Annotated in this window: 9 protein-coding genes, 1 tRNA gene and 1 other RNA gene; 6 read left to right on the top strand and 5 right to left on the bottom strand. The window is 31.2% G+C overall.

Annotated elements, in window-relative coordinates:
• The first annotated feature begins 37 nt into the window (after nt 1-37).
• Together N4A44_02020 and N4A44_02015 are read left to right on the top strand one after the other, a co-directional pair.
• Nucleotides 38-126 (top strand) — tRNA-Ser (locus N4A44_02020).
• Between the two features lie 81 nt (nt 127-207).
• Complete coding sequence (locus N4A44_02015; GenBank protein ID MCT4552419.1) at nt 208-738, top strand: hypothetical protein; 531 nt, start codon at nt 208-210, stop codon at nt 736-738.
• On the opposite strand, the gene N4A44_02010 is transcribed toward N4A44_02015, so the two are convergent.
• The gene (locus N4A44_02010) at nt 739-1413 is read right to left on the bottom strand and encodes an ORF6C domain-containing protein (GenBank protein ID MCT4552418.1); all 675 of its coding nucleotides are present in this window, start codon (nt 1411-1413) and stop codon (nt 739-741) included.
• Between the two features lie 164 nt (nt 1414-1577).
• Between N4A44_02010 and N4A44_02005 the strand changes: the two genes are divergently transcribed.
• Nucleotides 1578-1811 (top strand): hypothetical protein, encoded by a 234-nt coding sequence (locus N4A44_02005; GenBank protein ID MCT4552417.1) that lies wholly within the window; start codon nt 1578-1580, stop codon nt 1809-1811.
• 34 nt (nt 1812-1845) lie between these two features.
• An RNA gene (ffs, locus tag N4A44_02000) (signal recognition particle sRNA small type) lies at nt 1846-1939 on the top strand.
• Here ffs and N4A44_01995 read toward each other — a convergent pair.
• The 4 genes from N4A44_01995 to thrS form a co-directional block, all read right to left on the bottom strand.
• The gene (locus tag N4A44_01995; GenBank protein MCT4552416.1) at nt 1936-2763 is read right to left on the bottom strand and encodes a uracil-DNA glycosylase; all 828 of its coding nucleotides are present in this window, start codon (nt 2761-2763) and stop codon (nt 1936-1938) included. The two genes, ffs and N4A44_01995, sit on opposite strands and share 4 nt — an antisense overlap.
• A gap of 20 nt (nt 2764-2783) precedes the next feature.
• Nucleotides 2784-3593, bottom strand: a complete 810-nt coding sequence (locus N4A44_01990) for a hypothetical protein (GenBank protein ID MCT4552415.1) — start codon at nt 3591-3593, stop codon at nt 2784-2786.
• Between the two features lie 143 nt (nt 3594-3736).
• The gene (gene pal / locus N4A44_01985) at nt 3737-4246 is read right to left on the bottom strand and encodes a peptidoglycan-associated lipoprotein Pal (GenBank protein ID MCT4552414.1); all 510 of its coding nucleotides are present in this window, start codon (nt 4244-4246) and stop codon (nt 3737-3739) included.
• Nucleotides 4247-4335: 89 nt separating this feature from the next.
• Nucleotides 4336-6294 carry a threonine--tRNA ligase gene (gene thrS, locus N4A44_01980; protein ID MCT4552413.1) on the bottom strand — a complete coding sequence of 653 codons (1959 nt, stop codon included), beginning with the start codon at nt 6292-6294 and terminating at the stop codon, nt 4336-4338.
• A 452-nt stretch (nt 6295-6746) separates the two neighbouring features.
• Between thrS and N4A44_01975 the strand changes: the two genes are divergently transcribed.
• Together N4A44_01975 and N4A44_01970 are read left to right on the top strand one after the other, a co-directional pair.
• A complete protein-coding gene (locus N4A44_01975) occupies nt 6747-7157 on the top strand; it encodes a hypothetical protein (GenBank protein MCT4552412.1) in 411 nt (136 codons plus the stop codon).
• A gap of 150 nt (nt 7158-7307) precedes the next feature.
• Nucleotides 7308-17162: a hypothetical protein gene (locus N4A44_01970; GenBank protein ID MCT4552411.1), complete on the top strand. Its 9855-nt coding sequence runs from the start codon at nt 7308-7310 to the stop codon at nt 17160-17162.
• Nucleotides 17163-17221 lie beyond the last annotated feature (59 nt).

Genomic DNA, 17221 nt, shown 5'->3' with positions numbered 1-17221 from the left:
AAAAAAATAGCTACCATTAGCATATCAAAATAGTGAAGGAGGGGTGGCAGAGTGGTAATGCAGCAGATTGCTAATCTGTGACCGGATTTATTTGGTCCCCGGGTTCGAGTCCCGGTCCCTCCGCCATTATCTTATAATGTCGGATATCTCTCATTTTTTTTCAAAATATCAATTTATCTAAAAAATAATTTTTAGGAGAAAATAATTATGAAAAAATTAATATTTTTATTATTAATAGTTGGTGGATTTTTCTATAGGGTTGAAATTCAAAATACTTTCAGAAATTTAACAAAGGACAAGTACAGTTTCCCTCAAAAGACATCTAAGGGATCATTTGATTTGTTTTATAATATAAGAAAAGCAACAATTAGATATAATCCTTCAAATATATCTATATCTCCAAGTCTTGGTGAAAATTTTATAAAGATCAAAACAGATAAGTACGAAGCTATGTGTGACTATAAAAAATATAAAAGAGATAGCTATACTGTTTATAAATGTCATGTTGAAAAAGATCTTTCAGGTGTTAACGAATACGTTGATGGAGAATTCTACGCATTATTTAACATAGAAAAAGAAATAAACATATCAACTGACAGAGAAGAAATTATTATAAAACTTAACACAAGTGATAATCTTATTTGCCTAGAAGATCATAACGGGATGCTAGCAGGAAAATGGAATTCAGCAGGATGTATTAATGGTAAATATTCTCTAGAAGCAGAATTGATTAAATAATTAATAAGAATTTAAAAATTCAACAGAGGCTTCAAAATGTTCCTGTGGAATTTGTTTATAAGATTTAACAGAAATGTTAAATCTTTTTTTTAAAAACTTTTTTAAGTCAGAATATATAAGAGAATAGTGTATGTTTTTTTCTACAGTTTTAGCCTTAACAATGGATTTAATAATATTCCCTTGTTCTTTAGAGATTTTATTATTTACCTGAATTTGTAAAGGAAATTTATTATCCATTTTGTTTGGTACCGCATTTCCTAAGGTAAATATAAGCAATAGTAAAGAAGTTAAGATTGTTATTTCAACAAAAGATCTTTTAGATATAAGTAATTTAATTTTGTTTAAAGGATTTCTATTATAAAACTTTATTTTTCTTATAACTTCTTTCAATTTAACCTCAGACTTGGTAAGTAAAAGTTCATCAAACTTTAAAAATTCAGACGAAAATATAAACTCAATGTATCTGTCTAAATTCTTTTTAAACTCATCTGAATATATATTTTTAATTTCATCTTTAAGATAAGAATCTTTATATTGATCAAAAACCATATCAGTAATACATATTAAATCTTTAGAGTTTATAAATAGATTACTCTTTTCAGATATAATTGAATTAACAAGTTCAATAAAAGCTTCTTTATAAGAATTATTGTTTAGATAAATCACATTCCCCATTTTGAAAATCCTTCAAAACATCACCACTCATATCTGCATTATATAGGACATATCACTTTTAATCAATAGGTACATAGTCCTATCTTTCCAAAATTAAAAATTAGTTGTAAAAGAACTTAAAAGATGTAATAATATTACCATAAATAAAAAAGGGGAGAATTAAAATGTTAAAAAGATTTTGCGAATTTCCAGATGAAAAATTAAAAAATCTAAACAAAGAAGATTTGAAGTTATTCGCTTGGGGATTTATATTTTTAGGGGGATATTTAAGTCTAAGTATAATACCTTTACAAAATATTCATAATACTTATTATCTTATCTTTGCTTTAATATTCTTTATTAAGCCAGCATATAAAATTGTATTTACTAAAGCAAAAACCCATAAAAAGAAAAAATAAAGCTTGAATTAAAGTTATTAACTCCTATATAATGTAGGAGGCATTACGGACATGTTTATTGTTTAGTTGGTCAGGTTCGGAAGAAAGCAGCCAGAACATTTAAATGTGGGTCGTGATGCCTTTTTTATTTTAACTCATCAATCACGTCTTTAATAAATAGCAGATCTTTCCACACAACAGGCTTCATCTTAGCATTATTCATAATAAAATTAGGCGTGAAAATAGGAACGCATTTTATATTTTTTTCATTACCATCTGCATCTTTAAACTTATAATCAAATTCCTTACCGTGAGTTTTGTTTATAGTATCTCTTGTATTTAAAATTTGTTGAGTAGTTTTTCCACCAAGCAAGATAATCATCTTAGGATTAACAAGTTCTATATGTTTTTTAATAAAGGGAATAGAAACATCTATTTCTTCTTGAGTAGTAGGTCTATTGCCAGGAGGCCACCAATTAATAATGTTACTAAGGTATGCATTTTCTTTTCTGCTTAAACCAATGCTTTTAAGCATTTTATCTAATAATGTTCCTTCTGCACCAGAAAATGGAATGCCAGTTCTATCATCATCCCTTGAAGGAGCTTCTCCTATAACCATAACAGTTGGATTAGACATAATACCATCACCTACAACAGGCTTAGAGGCTAAAACCTTAAGGTCGCATCCATCAAATGATTTAATTGAATTAGAAAGCTCTTCTACAGAAGCAGATTTAATAGCTAATTTCTCAGCTTCTTGAATATTTCTATTGGTTGCAAAGTTTTGTCTCTGTTGAAGTGATTTTAAATTACTATTTTTTTGTTTAGATTGTGCTTTAATTTCATTTGAGTTGTCATCAATCTCATAAGAAGGACTATCTTCTTTATCACCTTTTAAGTAGGATATAGGCTTTTCCGAAAAAGAAAAACCTATCCCTTCTTTAATATAAAATTTCAATAAATTTTTAATCATATAATTATAAGTTCAACACCTTATTTACATTTATTTTCAGCATATTTTTTATTAGCTAATTTAATAGTTTCTTCATCTGCAGTTATCTGCTTTGAAATTATTTGAGAATAAGCATTGCAAGCACTAGGAGTCTTTTTAAGCTCTTTTAAAGAATCTCCTATGTTTAACATAGATTTCCCAGCCCAAATAGATTTGCTATCCATTTTAAAAGCTTCTGAGAAAAATACAGATGCGCTCTCGTAATCTTTTTCAGTTAAATAAATATTTCCCAAAACAAATGACGCTTCTATTCTATCATTCTTTGAGTTAGCAGGATCTTTACTAAATTTTTTAACATCCTCTTTAAATTCATTGTTTATAGAGTTTTTATTCTTTCTTATATACAAAATATCTATTTTCTTAGGCTTGCTTGAATTGTTATTCAATATAGGTAATACAACAGCATCGTCAGAGTTTTTAGCATCCAATTGCACTGGTGATGTAGTTTTACTATCCATTGCAGGATTCTGTATATTTTGAGCCTTTAACTTTTTAAATTCCGCAACTTCTTTTCTTAAAATTTCCATTTCTTTTTTAAGTTTATAAAGTTCCATCTTGTTGTTAGATAATTGTTTTTTTAAATCATCAACAACAATCTTTCTTTTCTTTAGATAGCTTTCAGTAGTTCTTTTAAATGTTTCCATGAAATTTGTATTATTTTGAAGTGATGTTTCCATCTCTTTTATTTGCTCTTCCATTTCATTATATAATTCTCTGTTCATTGCAAAAGAACTAGATGATACTGACATTATAATTGAAAAAATTAATGTAAAAACTTTTAAAAATTTCATAAAACTATCTCCTATTTTATATAGAAAAATTATATCAAGTAAGCCGAAAAAAAACAACCTAAAAAGAATTTTGCTAGAACTATCAAGAGGAAAATAAAAAAGTGCCTCATTCGAGACACTTTATATTAGCTATATCTAAAAGCTTATTTTACTAGAACAGAAACTGCTCTTCTGTTTTTAGCCCAAGATGCTTTGTTGTGACCAGCAACTGCAGGTTTTTCTTTTCCGTAAGAAACAGTATCGATTCTTGAAGAAGAAATTCCGTTAGCAACTAGGTATCTTTTAACAGCGTTGGCTCTTCTTTCACCTAAAGCGAAGTTGTATTTTCTAGTACCTCTTTCGTCACAGTGACCTTCAACAGTGATTGCAACTTCTGGGAACATTTTTAACCAAAGAGCTTGTCTTTGAATAGTTCTTTTTGAATCCATTGATAGAGAGTATTGGTCATAGTCAAAATGAACTTTTTCACCAGCTCTAGCAACGAAATCTTTAACAGAACCTTCTTCAACACCAGCAGGTAAAGCTTTAAGAGAAACGTTCATCATTTCTTGAGAATAAGCATCGCCATTCATTGAATCAAATTCATTGTTTTTGTCACATGCAGTGATTGCTAGAACCAAAGAAGCAACAGATAAAGTTTTTAATATTTTCATTTTAAATCTCCATTTTTTAAGTTTTATAAATAATTTATACCATTATAGGTTATTAAAATCAAGTTTTATTTGTCTAATGATATTGTAAATTATTTTTTCTTTTTGTTAATTTCTTTTTCAAGTTTTTCAACAAGATCTTTAATGCTCAATCCATTATCTTGCTTTCCATCAAAATGTCTAAGGGATACAGTTTCAGTTTCAACTTCATTATCTCCTATTATTATCATGTATGGAGCCTTAGAAAGCTGTGCATCTCTAATTTTCTTTTGAACGCTTTCAACCTTGAAATTCTTTTCAAGTCTGAATTTTCCAACTACGTTCTCCTTCTTCAATCCATCTTCTAATGCATCACAAACTTTTTGTGCATATTCATGATGTCTATCTGCGATAGGCATAACAACGGCTTGAACAGGAGCTAACCGTAGAGGTAAATGTCCAGCATAGTTTTCAACAAGAATTCCTAAGAATCTTTCAACAGATCCAAGCATCGCTCTATGAAGCATAATAGGTCTTTGTTTTTCGCCATGTTCATCAACGTAGTGAAGGTCAAATCTTTCAGGTAAACTCATATCTAATTGAATAGTACCCATTTGCCAATCTCTACCTATACAATCTTTCATAACAAACTCTAATTTAGGTCCGTAAAAAGCTCCTTCGCCTTCAAATATTTCAAAATTATATCCATTTTCATTTAAAACATCTGATAATGCTTTTTCAGATATATCCCAAATTTCATCAGATCCAATTCTATTATCTGGTCTAGTAGATAGTTTAATTCTAACATTTTCAAAACCAAATATTTGATAAATTCTCATCAAGAATTCAGTAGCTTCTAATACTTGATCTTTTATTTGATCTTCTCTGCAGAATATATGTGCATCGTCTTGAGTGAATTCTCTAACTCTCAATAAACCATGTAGTGATCCAGATGGTTCATATCTATTTACTTTTCCGAACTCAGCAACTTTCAAAGGAAGGTCTTTATAAGTTTTAATTCCTTTTCCAAATACAAGCATACCTCCAGGGCAGTTCATTGGCTTAACACAGAAAGTTCTATCATCTTCTGTTTTACCGGAGAAATTATGTTCTCCATATTTTTGCCAGTGTCCTGAAGTTTCCCAAAGAGATCTATCCATAATTCTAGGAGTATCAATTTCGATATATCCAGCCTTTTCTTGTTCTTCTCTCATGAATTCAACAAGTGTTCTATAAAGAACTAACCCTTTTGGATGCCAGAATACAGCTCCAGGAGCAAAATCATGTTCAAAGTGGCATAAATCCATAGCAGTTATAATTTTTCTATGATCTCTTTTTTCAGCTTCTTCAAGCATTTTAAAATAATTATCAAGATCTTCTTGAGATGCAAAGCAAGCACCATAAATTCTAGTTAACATAGTGTTCTTTGAATCACCTCTCCAGTAAGCACCGGCTATTTTATGCAACTTAAAGAACTTAGAAATTTTACCAGTAGAAGGAAGGTGCGGGCCTCTACATAAATCAGAAAAATAACCTTGTTTATAAGTAGTTATCTTTTCATCGTGAGGAAGGTCATTAATTAACTCAATTTTATAGTGTTCATTAAGTTCAGCATACATTTCCATAGCTTCGTTTCTAGAAATTTCTTTTCTTTCAATAGGAAGATTTCTTTTGATAATTTCTCCCATTCTTTTTTCAATTTTAGGGAAGTCTTTATCAGAGATTTTTTGCCCTTCTGGCATTTCAAAATCATAGTAAAATCCATTGTCTATAGAAGGTCCTATTGCTATTTTTGCCTCTGGGTAAAGCTCCTTAATTGCGTTAGCAAAAAGGTGTGCAGTAGAATGTCTTAAAACTTCAAGAACTTTTTCTTCTTTTATATTTTTATTTGTAAGTAGGCTAAAAGAACAATCTTCTTCAATAGGTCTTGTTAAATCACAAACTTCACCGTTAACTTCAACAAGTAAAGACGCTTTTGCTAGGGAAGGTGATATAGATTTAGCAATTTCTAATCCATTAATTCCTTTTTCAAATTCTTTTACATTTCCATCAGGAAATTTTACTTTAATCATTTATTTTCTCCAATACTAATTTTTAACAATTGTTGCAAATTGATATGTAAAAATCAATAGTTTATTAAATGCAAGTTGCAACTAGATTAAATTTATTTTTTAATGTGAATTTTTGATGTTAGAAAGCTCGCATCCGAATAGGCGATTTTGCACTAGGATACAAGCATGAATGTTCGTTGCGTTTTAGAAAAAGTTTTGTAGAATAAAATCACTTTTTTATTAACCTTTTTAATCAAAATTACTTAATAGATATATTATAGCAAAATTACTTACTATAACGCAAGATTTTTTATTATTTTTAAATAAATCGCAAAAAAAATATACGCGTGAAACTAGCGGATTTCTTGACTTTTTATCTTTTTTTAATATTTTTTCTTGACAAATGTTTTTTCTTCAGTATATTTTAATTATAAAAAAATAATACTTATGTAAAATTTATAAAATGTAAAGTCATGAAAAATTTATTAGAAAAATCGTTTTTATTTGTTGTTTTAATAGTAGTAACTTTAACCTCTTGTTCTAAGGACGACGATCCGAAGCCGGAAGAACCAGAATTATATAAGATGGTATTGACCGACGCCAGGGAATGGGGTAATGAAAAAATTCATTTCGAAGGAGATGACTGGGAGGTGATCCCGGGGAAAGGTATCATGTTCCTTGATTTGCAAAAGGAAGCCGATAAGTTGCCAGAAGTCATTGAAGAAGACTTTGAAAAAACAGCCTGGGAATTTGCAGTTAAGCATTTTCCAGCCTCCTTTCTTGATGACAAGAAGGTTCAGTTGACCTTCAAGGATAAGGAAGGAAAAATAAAGTATATTGTTGAAAAACAAGGGACGAATTACGACCCTTACAAAAACAATTAAAAATGGAAGATTCATCTATATGACGCCCCTTTGTATTTATACGAGGGGGCGTTTTGATTCTTGTATAAATTTTTCTTAAAATTTTTTCTTAAAAAACTTGATAAGAACCTCATAATATAGTATAATAAAAAAACAATAAGAAGGGATGTTATGAGGAAGAGTTATAATAAAATTCCTATAAAATTTAGAGGTTTGTCTTTTACAGCGCTATTTTCTAGTGCTATTTTGCTATTTTTACTTCCTTCAAATTCTTTTTCAGCTACTACTTGTGCTTTGGATTCTGGCTCATGTAACGGGGGCCCCGATATAGACTTAACGGAAGATGTTATAAATAATGATAATACTACTGCTACAGGAGATATGCTAAGTAATGGATACGATTTCACAAACAATCTTACATTATCCATTGATGGTGCCTTTAATATGACAGGTGACACAGTTTTTACTAATTCAGCGGATTCAACTGTAACTGTTGGTTCGGGTAGCTTGATTGATACATCTAGTCTTATTAACAACGGTCTCTTTACCTCAGGGGGTACTTTTGATATAGCATCAGGCACTTCTTTCGCAAGTGATTCAGCATATGCCGGTACGGACGTATCTTTTAACGATTTGAGTTTATCAGGAGGAACTTTGACTAATACTCAAGGTCAAATTGTTGTTAATGGAAATTATACTCAAGGATCTGGAACTCTTACTCAAGGAGATAGTTTTAGAGTTGTTGGTGATAGTAGTTTTACAGGTGGAACTTTTACAGGTAATTCTGGGTCTACAACAGAGTTTCAAAGTGATTTAACTCTAGACAATGTTGTATTCACAAGTAATGGTGGCGTTGAAATTGGTACAGTTGGTTCTTCAAATACTTTTGATATTTCAGGAAACACTACTCTTGCAAATAGTTCAAGTGCTTTTAATATTGGAGATTCTGATTCTCATGTTGATATGAATATCTCAGGAGATGCATCTTTTACAAACACAGGTGGTAATGATGGAAGTTCTTTTCCATGGATTTCCAATCCTGGGGTAGATATTCATGGAAATTTAACTATTGGTGGGACAGCTGCAAGTTTTACAAATACATCTGGATATACAAGAATTACAGGGGATCTAACTATAGATAGTGGAGGTAGTTATAGTCATATAACTGGAACAACAAGGATTACAGGTGATTTAACAATAAATGATGGCGGAAGTTATGGTGGTGATTTCGATAAGGGATATGTTGATAATTTTACTATAAATGGGGATTACACAGGAACAAATACAGATATAGATATTTCAGGTGATTTTTTAGTTGGTTCTACTGGTAATTTTAAATTTACTGGAAGTGAGTTAAAAGCTGATAATGTGACTATCAACGGAACATTTGATGGTGGAAGCGCTAGTATAGATGCTACAGGTGGTGCTGTAAATATAGGAAGTTCAGCAATTATTACCTTTGCAGGAAGTAGTATAGTATCAGATTCTTTTACCATGAACATGAATGCCAATATAGATGGCTGGACATCTTCACCAGATTTGACTACAGGAAATATAAGTTTCACAGGAGTGAATCCAACTTCAAGTCATGTTGATATTAATTTTGGAGATATAACATTAAATAGTAATGCCAACACAATAACTTCAAACAATAATTTAATAGATTTATCTTTTGGCACTCTTACTGTTGCAGCAGGTGGAGATATGACTTTTAATTCTTTTGCAGATGACTCAAAAGTTACTGGAAATATAGCCATAAGCAATGGAACTTTAAATATAAAAGATGAGATAACTTATTCAGGAGATGTTTCTGCAGAGGGGAACGTAACACTAGTAGACGTTTTTGCTCAAGATGGTTTCGAACTTTATCACAATGATACATTACTAACGGATCTAACTCTTGAAAATAGTGGTGCAAGTACAAAAATAGCAGATATTAAGTATTCTAATACAACGACTAATAATTTCTCCTCAAATTTAAATCTTGTTGGAGGAAACTTTATATTTAAAGAGGCTGTTAAATTTGGCAGTAGTGATGGTGCAAGTAAAACTTTAGATGTTGAAAATGGAATAGATGCTATTTTTTATGATGTAGTTTCTTTTGAAGATGCTACGGCAACAGATGCTAAAAATGTAATTAATGTTGGTTCTATCGAAAACTCAGGGTCTTCATTGTATTTAGGTAGAGGTGCTACTTTTGATACAATAGATGAAATTAATAACAATGGAACTGTGTATGTAGGAACTGTTCCAGAAGGCTCTCCAGATTTTAATCTTCCTACAATTATAGATTTAGGAGATTCTGACCTTGGTGCAAAAATAAATGGAACTTGGGTTTTTGGAAAAGAAAATGGAAGTCAAAGATTTGAATTAGGTAGCCATCTAACTTTATCGGGAGAGGGTGTTGATGTTACTTTAAATTCTGACTTAACTTTAAGAACTGATGGTGGAGATGCTCAAAATTTAACTATTGAAAATGGAGCTGTTTTAACTGTTAGTGAAGTTGCAATAACTGGTGAGCAGCTTATTGTAAGAAGAGATGATGCTGCAACAACAGATGTGGATGAATCAGGACAGCTTATAACAGCAGATAACACATCTCTTAAATTCAACATTATTAAGGGAGACGTTACAAACAATGGAACAATGGTTATTGCCTCTGAGTTTGAAGGTGGGTTCATAGGAACTGGAACTTGGTATATAGAGGAAACAGGTGTTGCACTAGGAAGAAGTCCAAGTACTGGAATAGAGGGGACAATTGATAATGAGGGTAAGGTTTACTTCATAGATTCTTTGGAGAATGATTTAATATTATCTAATACAGGAATTTATAAAAATAAAGGTTCTACTTATATTGCAGGTGATCTAAAATTAGATGGAGGAAGCTATATTAATAGTGGTTCTAACAGTGAAACTCATATATTTGGAGATGCCGATGTAGAAAACTTTAATGAAGGAAAATGGTATTTTACATCTACATTCAAAGATAGTAATGATACTGATTTATTTGCATCAGATGAAGAGCATAGAATTAAATTAGACAGCAGTGAAGAAGTCCTAATAGGAAGTGAAGCTGAATTATATTTAGTTGATGAAGACGGAGATTCAGAAACATCTAAGTTAATAATAGAGCAAGAAATTTTAAGAAATAGAGGTTACGTACAAATCAACGGTGATTTAGAATTAGGTAGCGGAGATGATGACACTTTATTAAACAATGAAAAAGGTTTGATCTACGATGAAGATGGAAATTATGTTGGAGAATCATTCCCTGTATTCCATGTAGCAGGAAACACAGATATAACAGAAATAAATAATAAAGGTGGATTAATCTTAATAGATAATACTAATACAGGTTCTGATACAGATAATAAATTGGATCAAAAAACTATAACAAATTCTGACGGAGGCGTTATAATGATTGGTTTTGATGGGAAAAAAATATTTGAAGATGTTAAAGACGGAACTATAAATAGCTCATCATTTGAATTTGATAAATTTGTTGGCGATGCTGATGATGATAATGATACAGATAAGTTAATTGGAGGAGAAGATTATAATGTAACTCCAGTTGATTTAACACTGAATGAAGATAAAAACCAACAGATTGAAATTACAGAAGGTCAGTTTTATTTATCAGGCACTCTAACATTAGCAGACGATACTAGTTTTATATTAGGTGATGATGACTTAGATAGCAATTTAAGTTCATACTCAGGAATGTTTTACAAAAAAGATTCATTTGCATATGTTGGAGGTTTAACGGTTGAAGAAGGATCCACATTGGAGATAAATGAAGACGGCTTCCTATATGTTGATGGAGATTTTGATCTACAACAAAATTTAGTAGTAAATGGTTCTCTATATCTTAATGATGATATAACAATAGGAACGGGAAATTCTATCACAGGTGATGGAGCAATATACCTTGGTGGAGTATCAAGTTACGTATTTAGTGATAAAGATGAAATAGTTATAAGTCTTGATGTTAAGGCGGATGATGGTAATTCAGCAACACTAAATTATCTTCAAGATTATAATGGTTCATCAGACTCGGATTACACTTTTTATAACAATATAGATTTCAAAGTTAATGATTCTGTAACATCTATAATAGTAGATACAGAAACAGGTGCTCCATCAAATAAACGAGAAAGATATTTTGAAAATACTTCTAACATTTTAGTTAAAGATTCAGGTACACTAAATATCTTTATAGGTAATGCTGATAATTTGAAAGCTAATAACGAAACAGGGGTAGATATATCGGATCCAGATCCTATTAATAATCCATTAACTACAGATATTCAAGCAGATTACAGTTCTGATAAAGATGATATAATTTATCTTACATCTACAAATAAAGATAATGACGCCTCCCTTTATATTAAAAATAATGGTACAGTTAATGCATATGGTGGAACTACAGTTATAGGTCTTGGAGAAGTTAAGATAGCAGGTAATCTTAATGTTGAAAATGAAAATGGACTATATCTAGGTACATTAGATAATTTTAATAATAATCCAACAGATGATGTTTTATATATTAATGGTAAAAAGACAGATGCCGATGATTTCAATCAAGCTTCAGCTACAAACGGAACTAGGGTGACAGTTGTAAGTGGAGGTGAAGATAGGGCTCCAGTTATAAACTTGGGTGAAGTAGAATATACTACTATAGAAGGAAGAAGTGGATATGTTGTAACTGAAGAAGCTGTCAACGTATCAAGTATGTCTAGTATTTCCGATGGGGTTCTTGGTATGAACGTAAATGGAGACTTAGTTCAAGTTAAAGATTTAAATTTCCAAGGTATATCGACTTCTCAAGATGTTGTGGATATTTTAAATCAGGCCTTCATAGATCAAAATGTTGCGGTAACTGCAGTATTAACAAATGATAATAAAATCAAATTCTCTACTGAAGTTGGGGAAGGTTATTATATATCACTAATTGATACTATAAGTGGTTCATCAGAATCTTTAATTAAAAATGAATCTAGTGATTATGGTGTTTTTGGTAGAGACACAGGTGATGACAATCAAAAACATAATATTAACTCTGATGCCGAATGGTTAGTTCAAATAGAATCTGGAACAACTATTGAAGATGGAGGGGTTATCAAATCTGAAGTGGAAGATATAACAGATGGTTCTTTTGGTATAAATTATAATGGTATTCAATATGTTGTAGATGATTTAAATTTCAGTGGAAATACAAACGGAAATCAAGTTGTTAATGCTATAGAAGCAGAAATGGCAACTATAGAAGTTGAATCAACAGATTCTAATTATAAAAATATAATTTTAGCAGAGGCAGATGCTAACGATAATGGTGTTATAGATGGAACAGAATTAGCAGACTCTGGCTTTGACTTAAATTCTGATGGTAAAATAACTCTTGATGAGCTTATTGATGTTCAATTAGTAGATGGAAAGCTTCAATTCGTTTCAATTATCGGTGTTACAAATCAAGATGATTATGCAAACTTAAGTCTTTTTGATACAACTTATACAGGAGAGGGGGAATCTTTAATAAAAGATCCATCTATATCTCTAGGGTCTTTAGGTGGTGAAAAAACTACAGATGTTGAAGGTAAGGGAGATGTTGACGAAGAAGAAGAAATAGCTGGTATACTAATAAGTAATTCAACTCTTACTTCATTTGCAGAAGTAAACATGAAATACGATTCAGTTATATTAGTTGGTCAATTAAGCTCAGGGCTTCCAACAAGTGCTGAAGATACATATAAAGGTTTGATGGACAATAGCATTTCTTTTACAGGAACTCCTAAAGATGCATATTTTGCAAATGATCTATATAATGAAAAAACTTCTACAATCATTGATGGTGTAGAAACAAATGTTAAAAATATAGAAAAAGGTGGTGTTAGAGTTGATAATGGAGGTATCTTCGTTTCAGGAAACTTCCACAACTATTTTAAAGATGACTCTAATGGAGAAAGTACTTATAAATCATCTCACTTATACATAGGAGATGGTGGTGCTGAAGATGAATATGGAGATGCATTCCTTTATGTTGCTGGAGATTTCACTCAACATGGAAGCGAATCTGAGCTAATCGTTTCATCAGATGGACAAGTTTTCATAGGCGGAGATATGCTTATAGAAGATGGATCTTTTCTTATTGCTTCAGGTGGTCTAGTAAATCTTTCAGGAAATCTTAGTTTTGGTAATCCTGACAAACAAAAATTCATAAATAATGGAGAAATTAACTTTATAGGAGGAACTTCTGATGCGGCTGATGAAGTTACTACAATAGCAAGTATTCCTAACTTTGATGGAGATGGTACTTATAACTTTACAAGAAGCGCTAGCCAATCAAGTGGAAGAGGTTATTTTGATCTAAATCTAGCTAATAATGGCGGTGAAAATAATGGAAACCTTGTATTTGAAAATGCAAGTGTAGACTGGACTATTTCAGGAAGTAGTAAATCTAAAACATTTACAAATAATGGATCTATAAGAGTTGGTGATAATACAGATGTTGAATTCGATTTTATAGTTGATGATACTCCGGATTATAACCCTGTAGGATTCGTAAATCTTACAACAAAAGATGATAGTGAATTCTATGTTGAAAAAGGGTCTAAAGTTACGATAGGAAAGACAACTCAATATGGAGAAGATTCTGATAAAGACGGCAATCTTGGTGTAGGAGAAGACCTTGATAGTGATAACATTTTAGATGGTTATGTTGGAGTAGGTATATTTAATGTTGGAACTGGTAATTTAACTTTAAGAGGAGAGTTAACATCTAACGGAACATACGGAACGTCTACATGGGGTGGCACAACATCGGATAATAGTAAAAACAAAGTTTGGGTAAATTCAGGTACTATGATAGTTAAAAATTCCGTAGAATCTAAGAGTAATATTACTATAGATCAAAATGGTATGATGGCAATAGGTTATAATTGGGACGGCACAACATTAACTCCAATAGGTTATACAAATGGCATCCAATTAGAAGTTTCTAATAACAATATAATTGAAGAAGGATCTATGCATGTAGCTGGCAAATTCATAAATGGAATAGAAGGAACTTACGCTTCGTCTTATTTCGAATTAGGTGATGGTGTTGATGATTCATTATCTTCATCTGGAGTTGATAGTTATTTAAATATTTTAGGTGATTTCGTACAACAATCTAATGCTTCAACGTTCATAATAGAAGAAGACGGAAGAATGTATGTTAAAGAAGATTTAGATCTTAGATATGGTACATTTACATTAAAAGATGACGGTGAATTACTTGTTGGAGGAAATATTTATGTTGGAACTGAAGCAAACAATTTCACAAAAGAATATGGATCTGGAGATGATGCAACAGTAACTCTTACTGGTGAAACATCTAAGGTAACTTCTGCAAATGATAGAATAGAGGTTTCTGGTATTAATAAATTTGAAGGAACTTGGAATTTTGACTCGACTGCAACAACAAATAAAACAGCTCATTATGAAGTTAAAAATCAAAGTGGAGATATAGAATTAGATGGTGATGTTACTGTTGGAAACACTAATTCTGGAGATATTTCTTATGATGTATTATTTAGCTCTGCTTCAAGAAAAGTTATCAATAATAATAATTTAACAAATCATGATAAAATTACTTTTTCAGGTACTTTAGATAACGAAGGAAATATAGTTAATGAGGGAGTAGACGCCGCAAATAAATCAGAAATTATAGTTGGCACATTAAATAATAATTCAGATTTTAATAATAATGCACACTCTATACTTACTATAAATAATAATTTTAATAACAATGATGATGGTGATTTTACTAATGCTTTAAATGCAGAATTGAATTTACATGGAAGTGTATATAACACAGGAACATTTACCAATGCAGGTACTATAAACATGTATGGAGGTTCAACATCTTCCTCGGCAACAGAAATTTCAGGCATATCATCTTTAGCGGCTACTTGGAATATAGAAAGTGGTTATGTGGAAGCTAACAAAGCAATTGAAATTGGAGCTGGAGCAACTCTAAGCATATCAGAAAATGCGACTTTCACAAGTAATGAAGAATTTGCAATAAATGGAAATCTAAATATGGCCGGTGGAGATTTAATTTTAAATGGAAAAATGTTAGGATCAGATAACTTCGACCTTAATTCATTTGGAGATATTACTGTTGGGGAAGAAGCAAATGTTATTTTCACCTCAGAAACAGATACTGTAAACGTTGTGGTAGATGCTAGTGGTGATGTTGAACATAATTTAACATTTGATACAGGAAAAACTTCAACATTAACATCGACATCAGGAGCAAATATAGACTCTGATATAAGAATAACAGAGGGAGACACTCTAAATGTTGTTGGAGGAAATACTACTACAACTAAAGATAGTTCATTAGATATAGATGGAACACTTACTTTAAATGATGATTTTGGTAACTCAGGAGATATGGTTGTTGATAAAACAGGATCTGTTCAAAATATATCTAGTACAACTACATTCTATAATGAGGGTAAAGTTATAATTAATTATGATGAAACAAAACATGGCACAACAGGAGCAATAGATTCAGATACAATAGTATTTGAAGATAAGGCTGATTCCGGAGCTACAGCAGATGGAAATGGCGTTACAGTTCAGCTTAATCTAGAAAGTTCTATAGTATCAGATAGAAAAGATGATATATTGGTAATGAACTCTAACAATGCAATAGATACAACAAACTTAGAGATTTCCGACAATATAACAGAGTCTTATTACTTGGTGTCGCTAGAGAAAAATACAGCAGACAATACTCAACTTTCTTACAGAGTGGAGATAGATACAGATAGTATGATTGCTCCTGCAACCATGTCAGAAAATGAATTAACATTAGGAAACTTTATTCAAGGACTGGAAAATAATAGATCAACTCAAGCTCCTTCTAAGGCTATGAATGGAGTTATAAATGGAGTTGTATTTGCTAGTGATGAAGAAGATTTAGCTAATAGATATGATATGTTAAATTTAAGAATTTACAATGCCCTTGAAACAACAGCATTTAACAACTCTTCAATATTTAGAGATGCGGTTTTAAGTAATTCAGATATCTATTCAACAATTAATGTGCCAATGTCATTCTTAGCGAAAAATAAAAGTTATCAAAAATCAGGTTTATATAATTTTGGAAACCCTTGGTTCACAGCAATATCAAATTCATACAGCGGTGATTTAGATGCTGATTCAGCTGGATATAATGCAGATTATGATATAGATACAACAGGAGCTGTTTTGGGTTATGACTTTACTACGTACGGAAGAAAGGGCAGAAACTTTAAAATCTCTAAATATGGTCTTGCTGGTTCTGTTTTACAAAATGAAACTAAAGAAACTTTCGACTATAATAACGCAGAAAGTTACAACTTAGAAAATACATCAATAGGTTTTTCAGGTTACTATACTTATCTAACTCCTAGTACTAATTTAAAAATGATCGGATCTTATATGACACACTCAGGTTCATATGATAGAACTGTTGCCATAGAAAATGGAATAGAGCAGGCTGAAGGGGAAACTTCAGGAACTACTGCTCAAGTATATCTAGAAGCTGGCTTACCATTCTCAAATGTTAATCCATTTATATTTGCAGATCTTAGAAGTACAAGTTTTGATGGATTTACAGAAACTTCAGAAACGGGAGCTGAATTAGAAGTTGCAGATCTTAAATATGAAGATACTATCGTTGGTGCGGGTCTTTCAATCTTTGAATCTTTCCAAGGTAATGGGTCTTCATATGATAAACTTAATTTAACATTCGGAGTTAAATATGGTGTTAATACGAGTGATGATGCAAATACGTATGATGTTAGGTTTATAGAAGATAACACAAATCAGGAATTAACCTTAAACGGAAACGCTAGAGTTGGTGATGTAATGAATTCATATATAAGCGCAGATATTATAAAAGATAACTTGAATTATAAATTACAATATCAAATGGACAAGGATGATCTAGGAAGTGGTTCAAGTCTAATGTTGAAGGTTTTAATATTAAACTAATTTGAATAAAAAGGAGGACGAAATTCCTCCTTTATTTTATATAAATTTTCTGCTATAAT

The sequence above is a fragment of the Alphaproteobacteria bacterium genome, from assembly GCA_025210155.1.
GTDB lineage: Bacteria > Pseudomonadota > Alphaproteobacteria > Rs-D84 > CASDRH01 > JAOASE01.
This window is presented reverse-complemented; position numbering and strand designations above follow the sequence as displayed.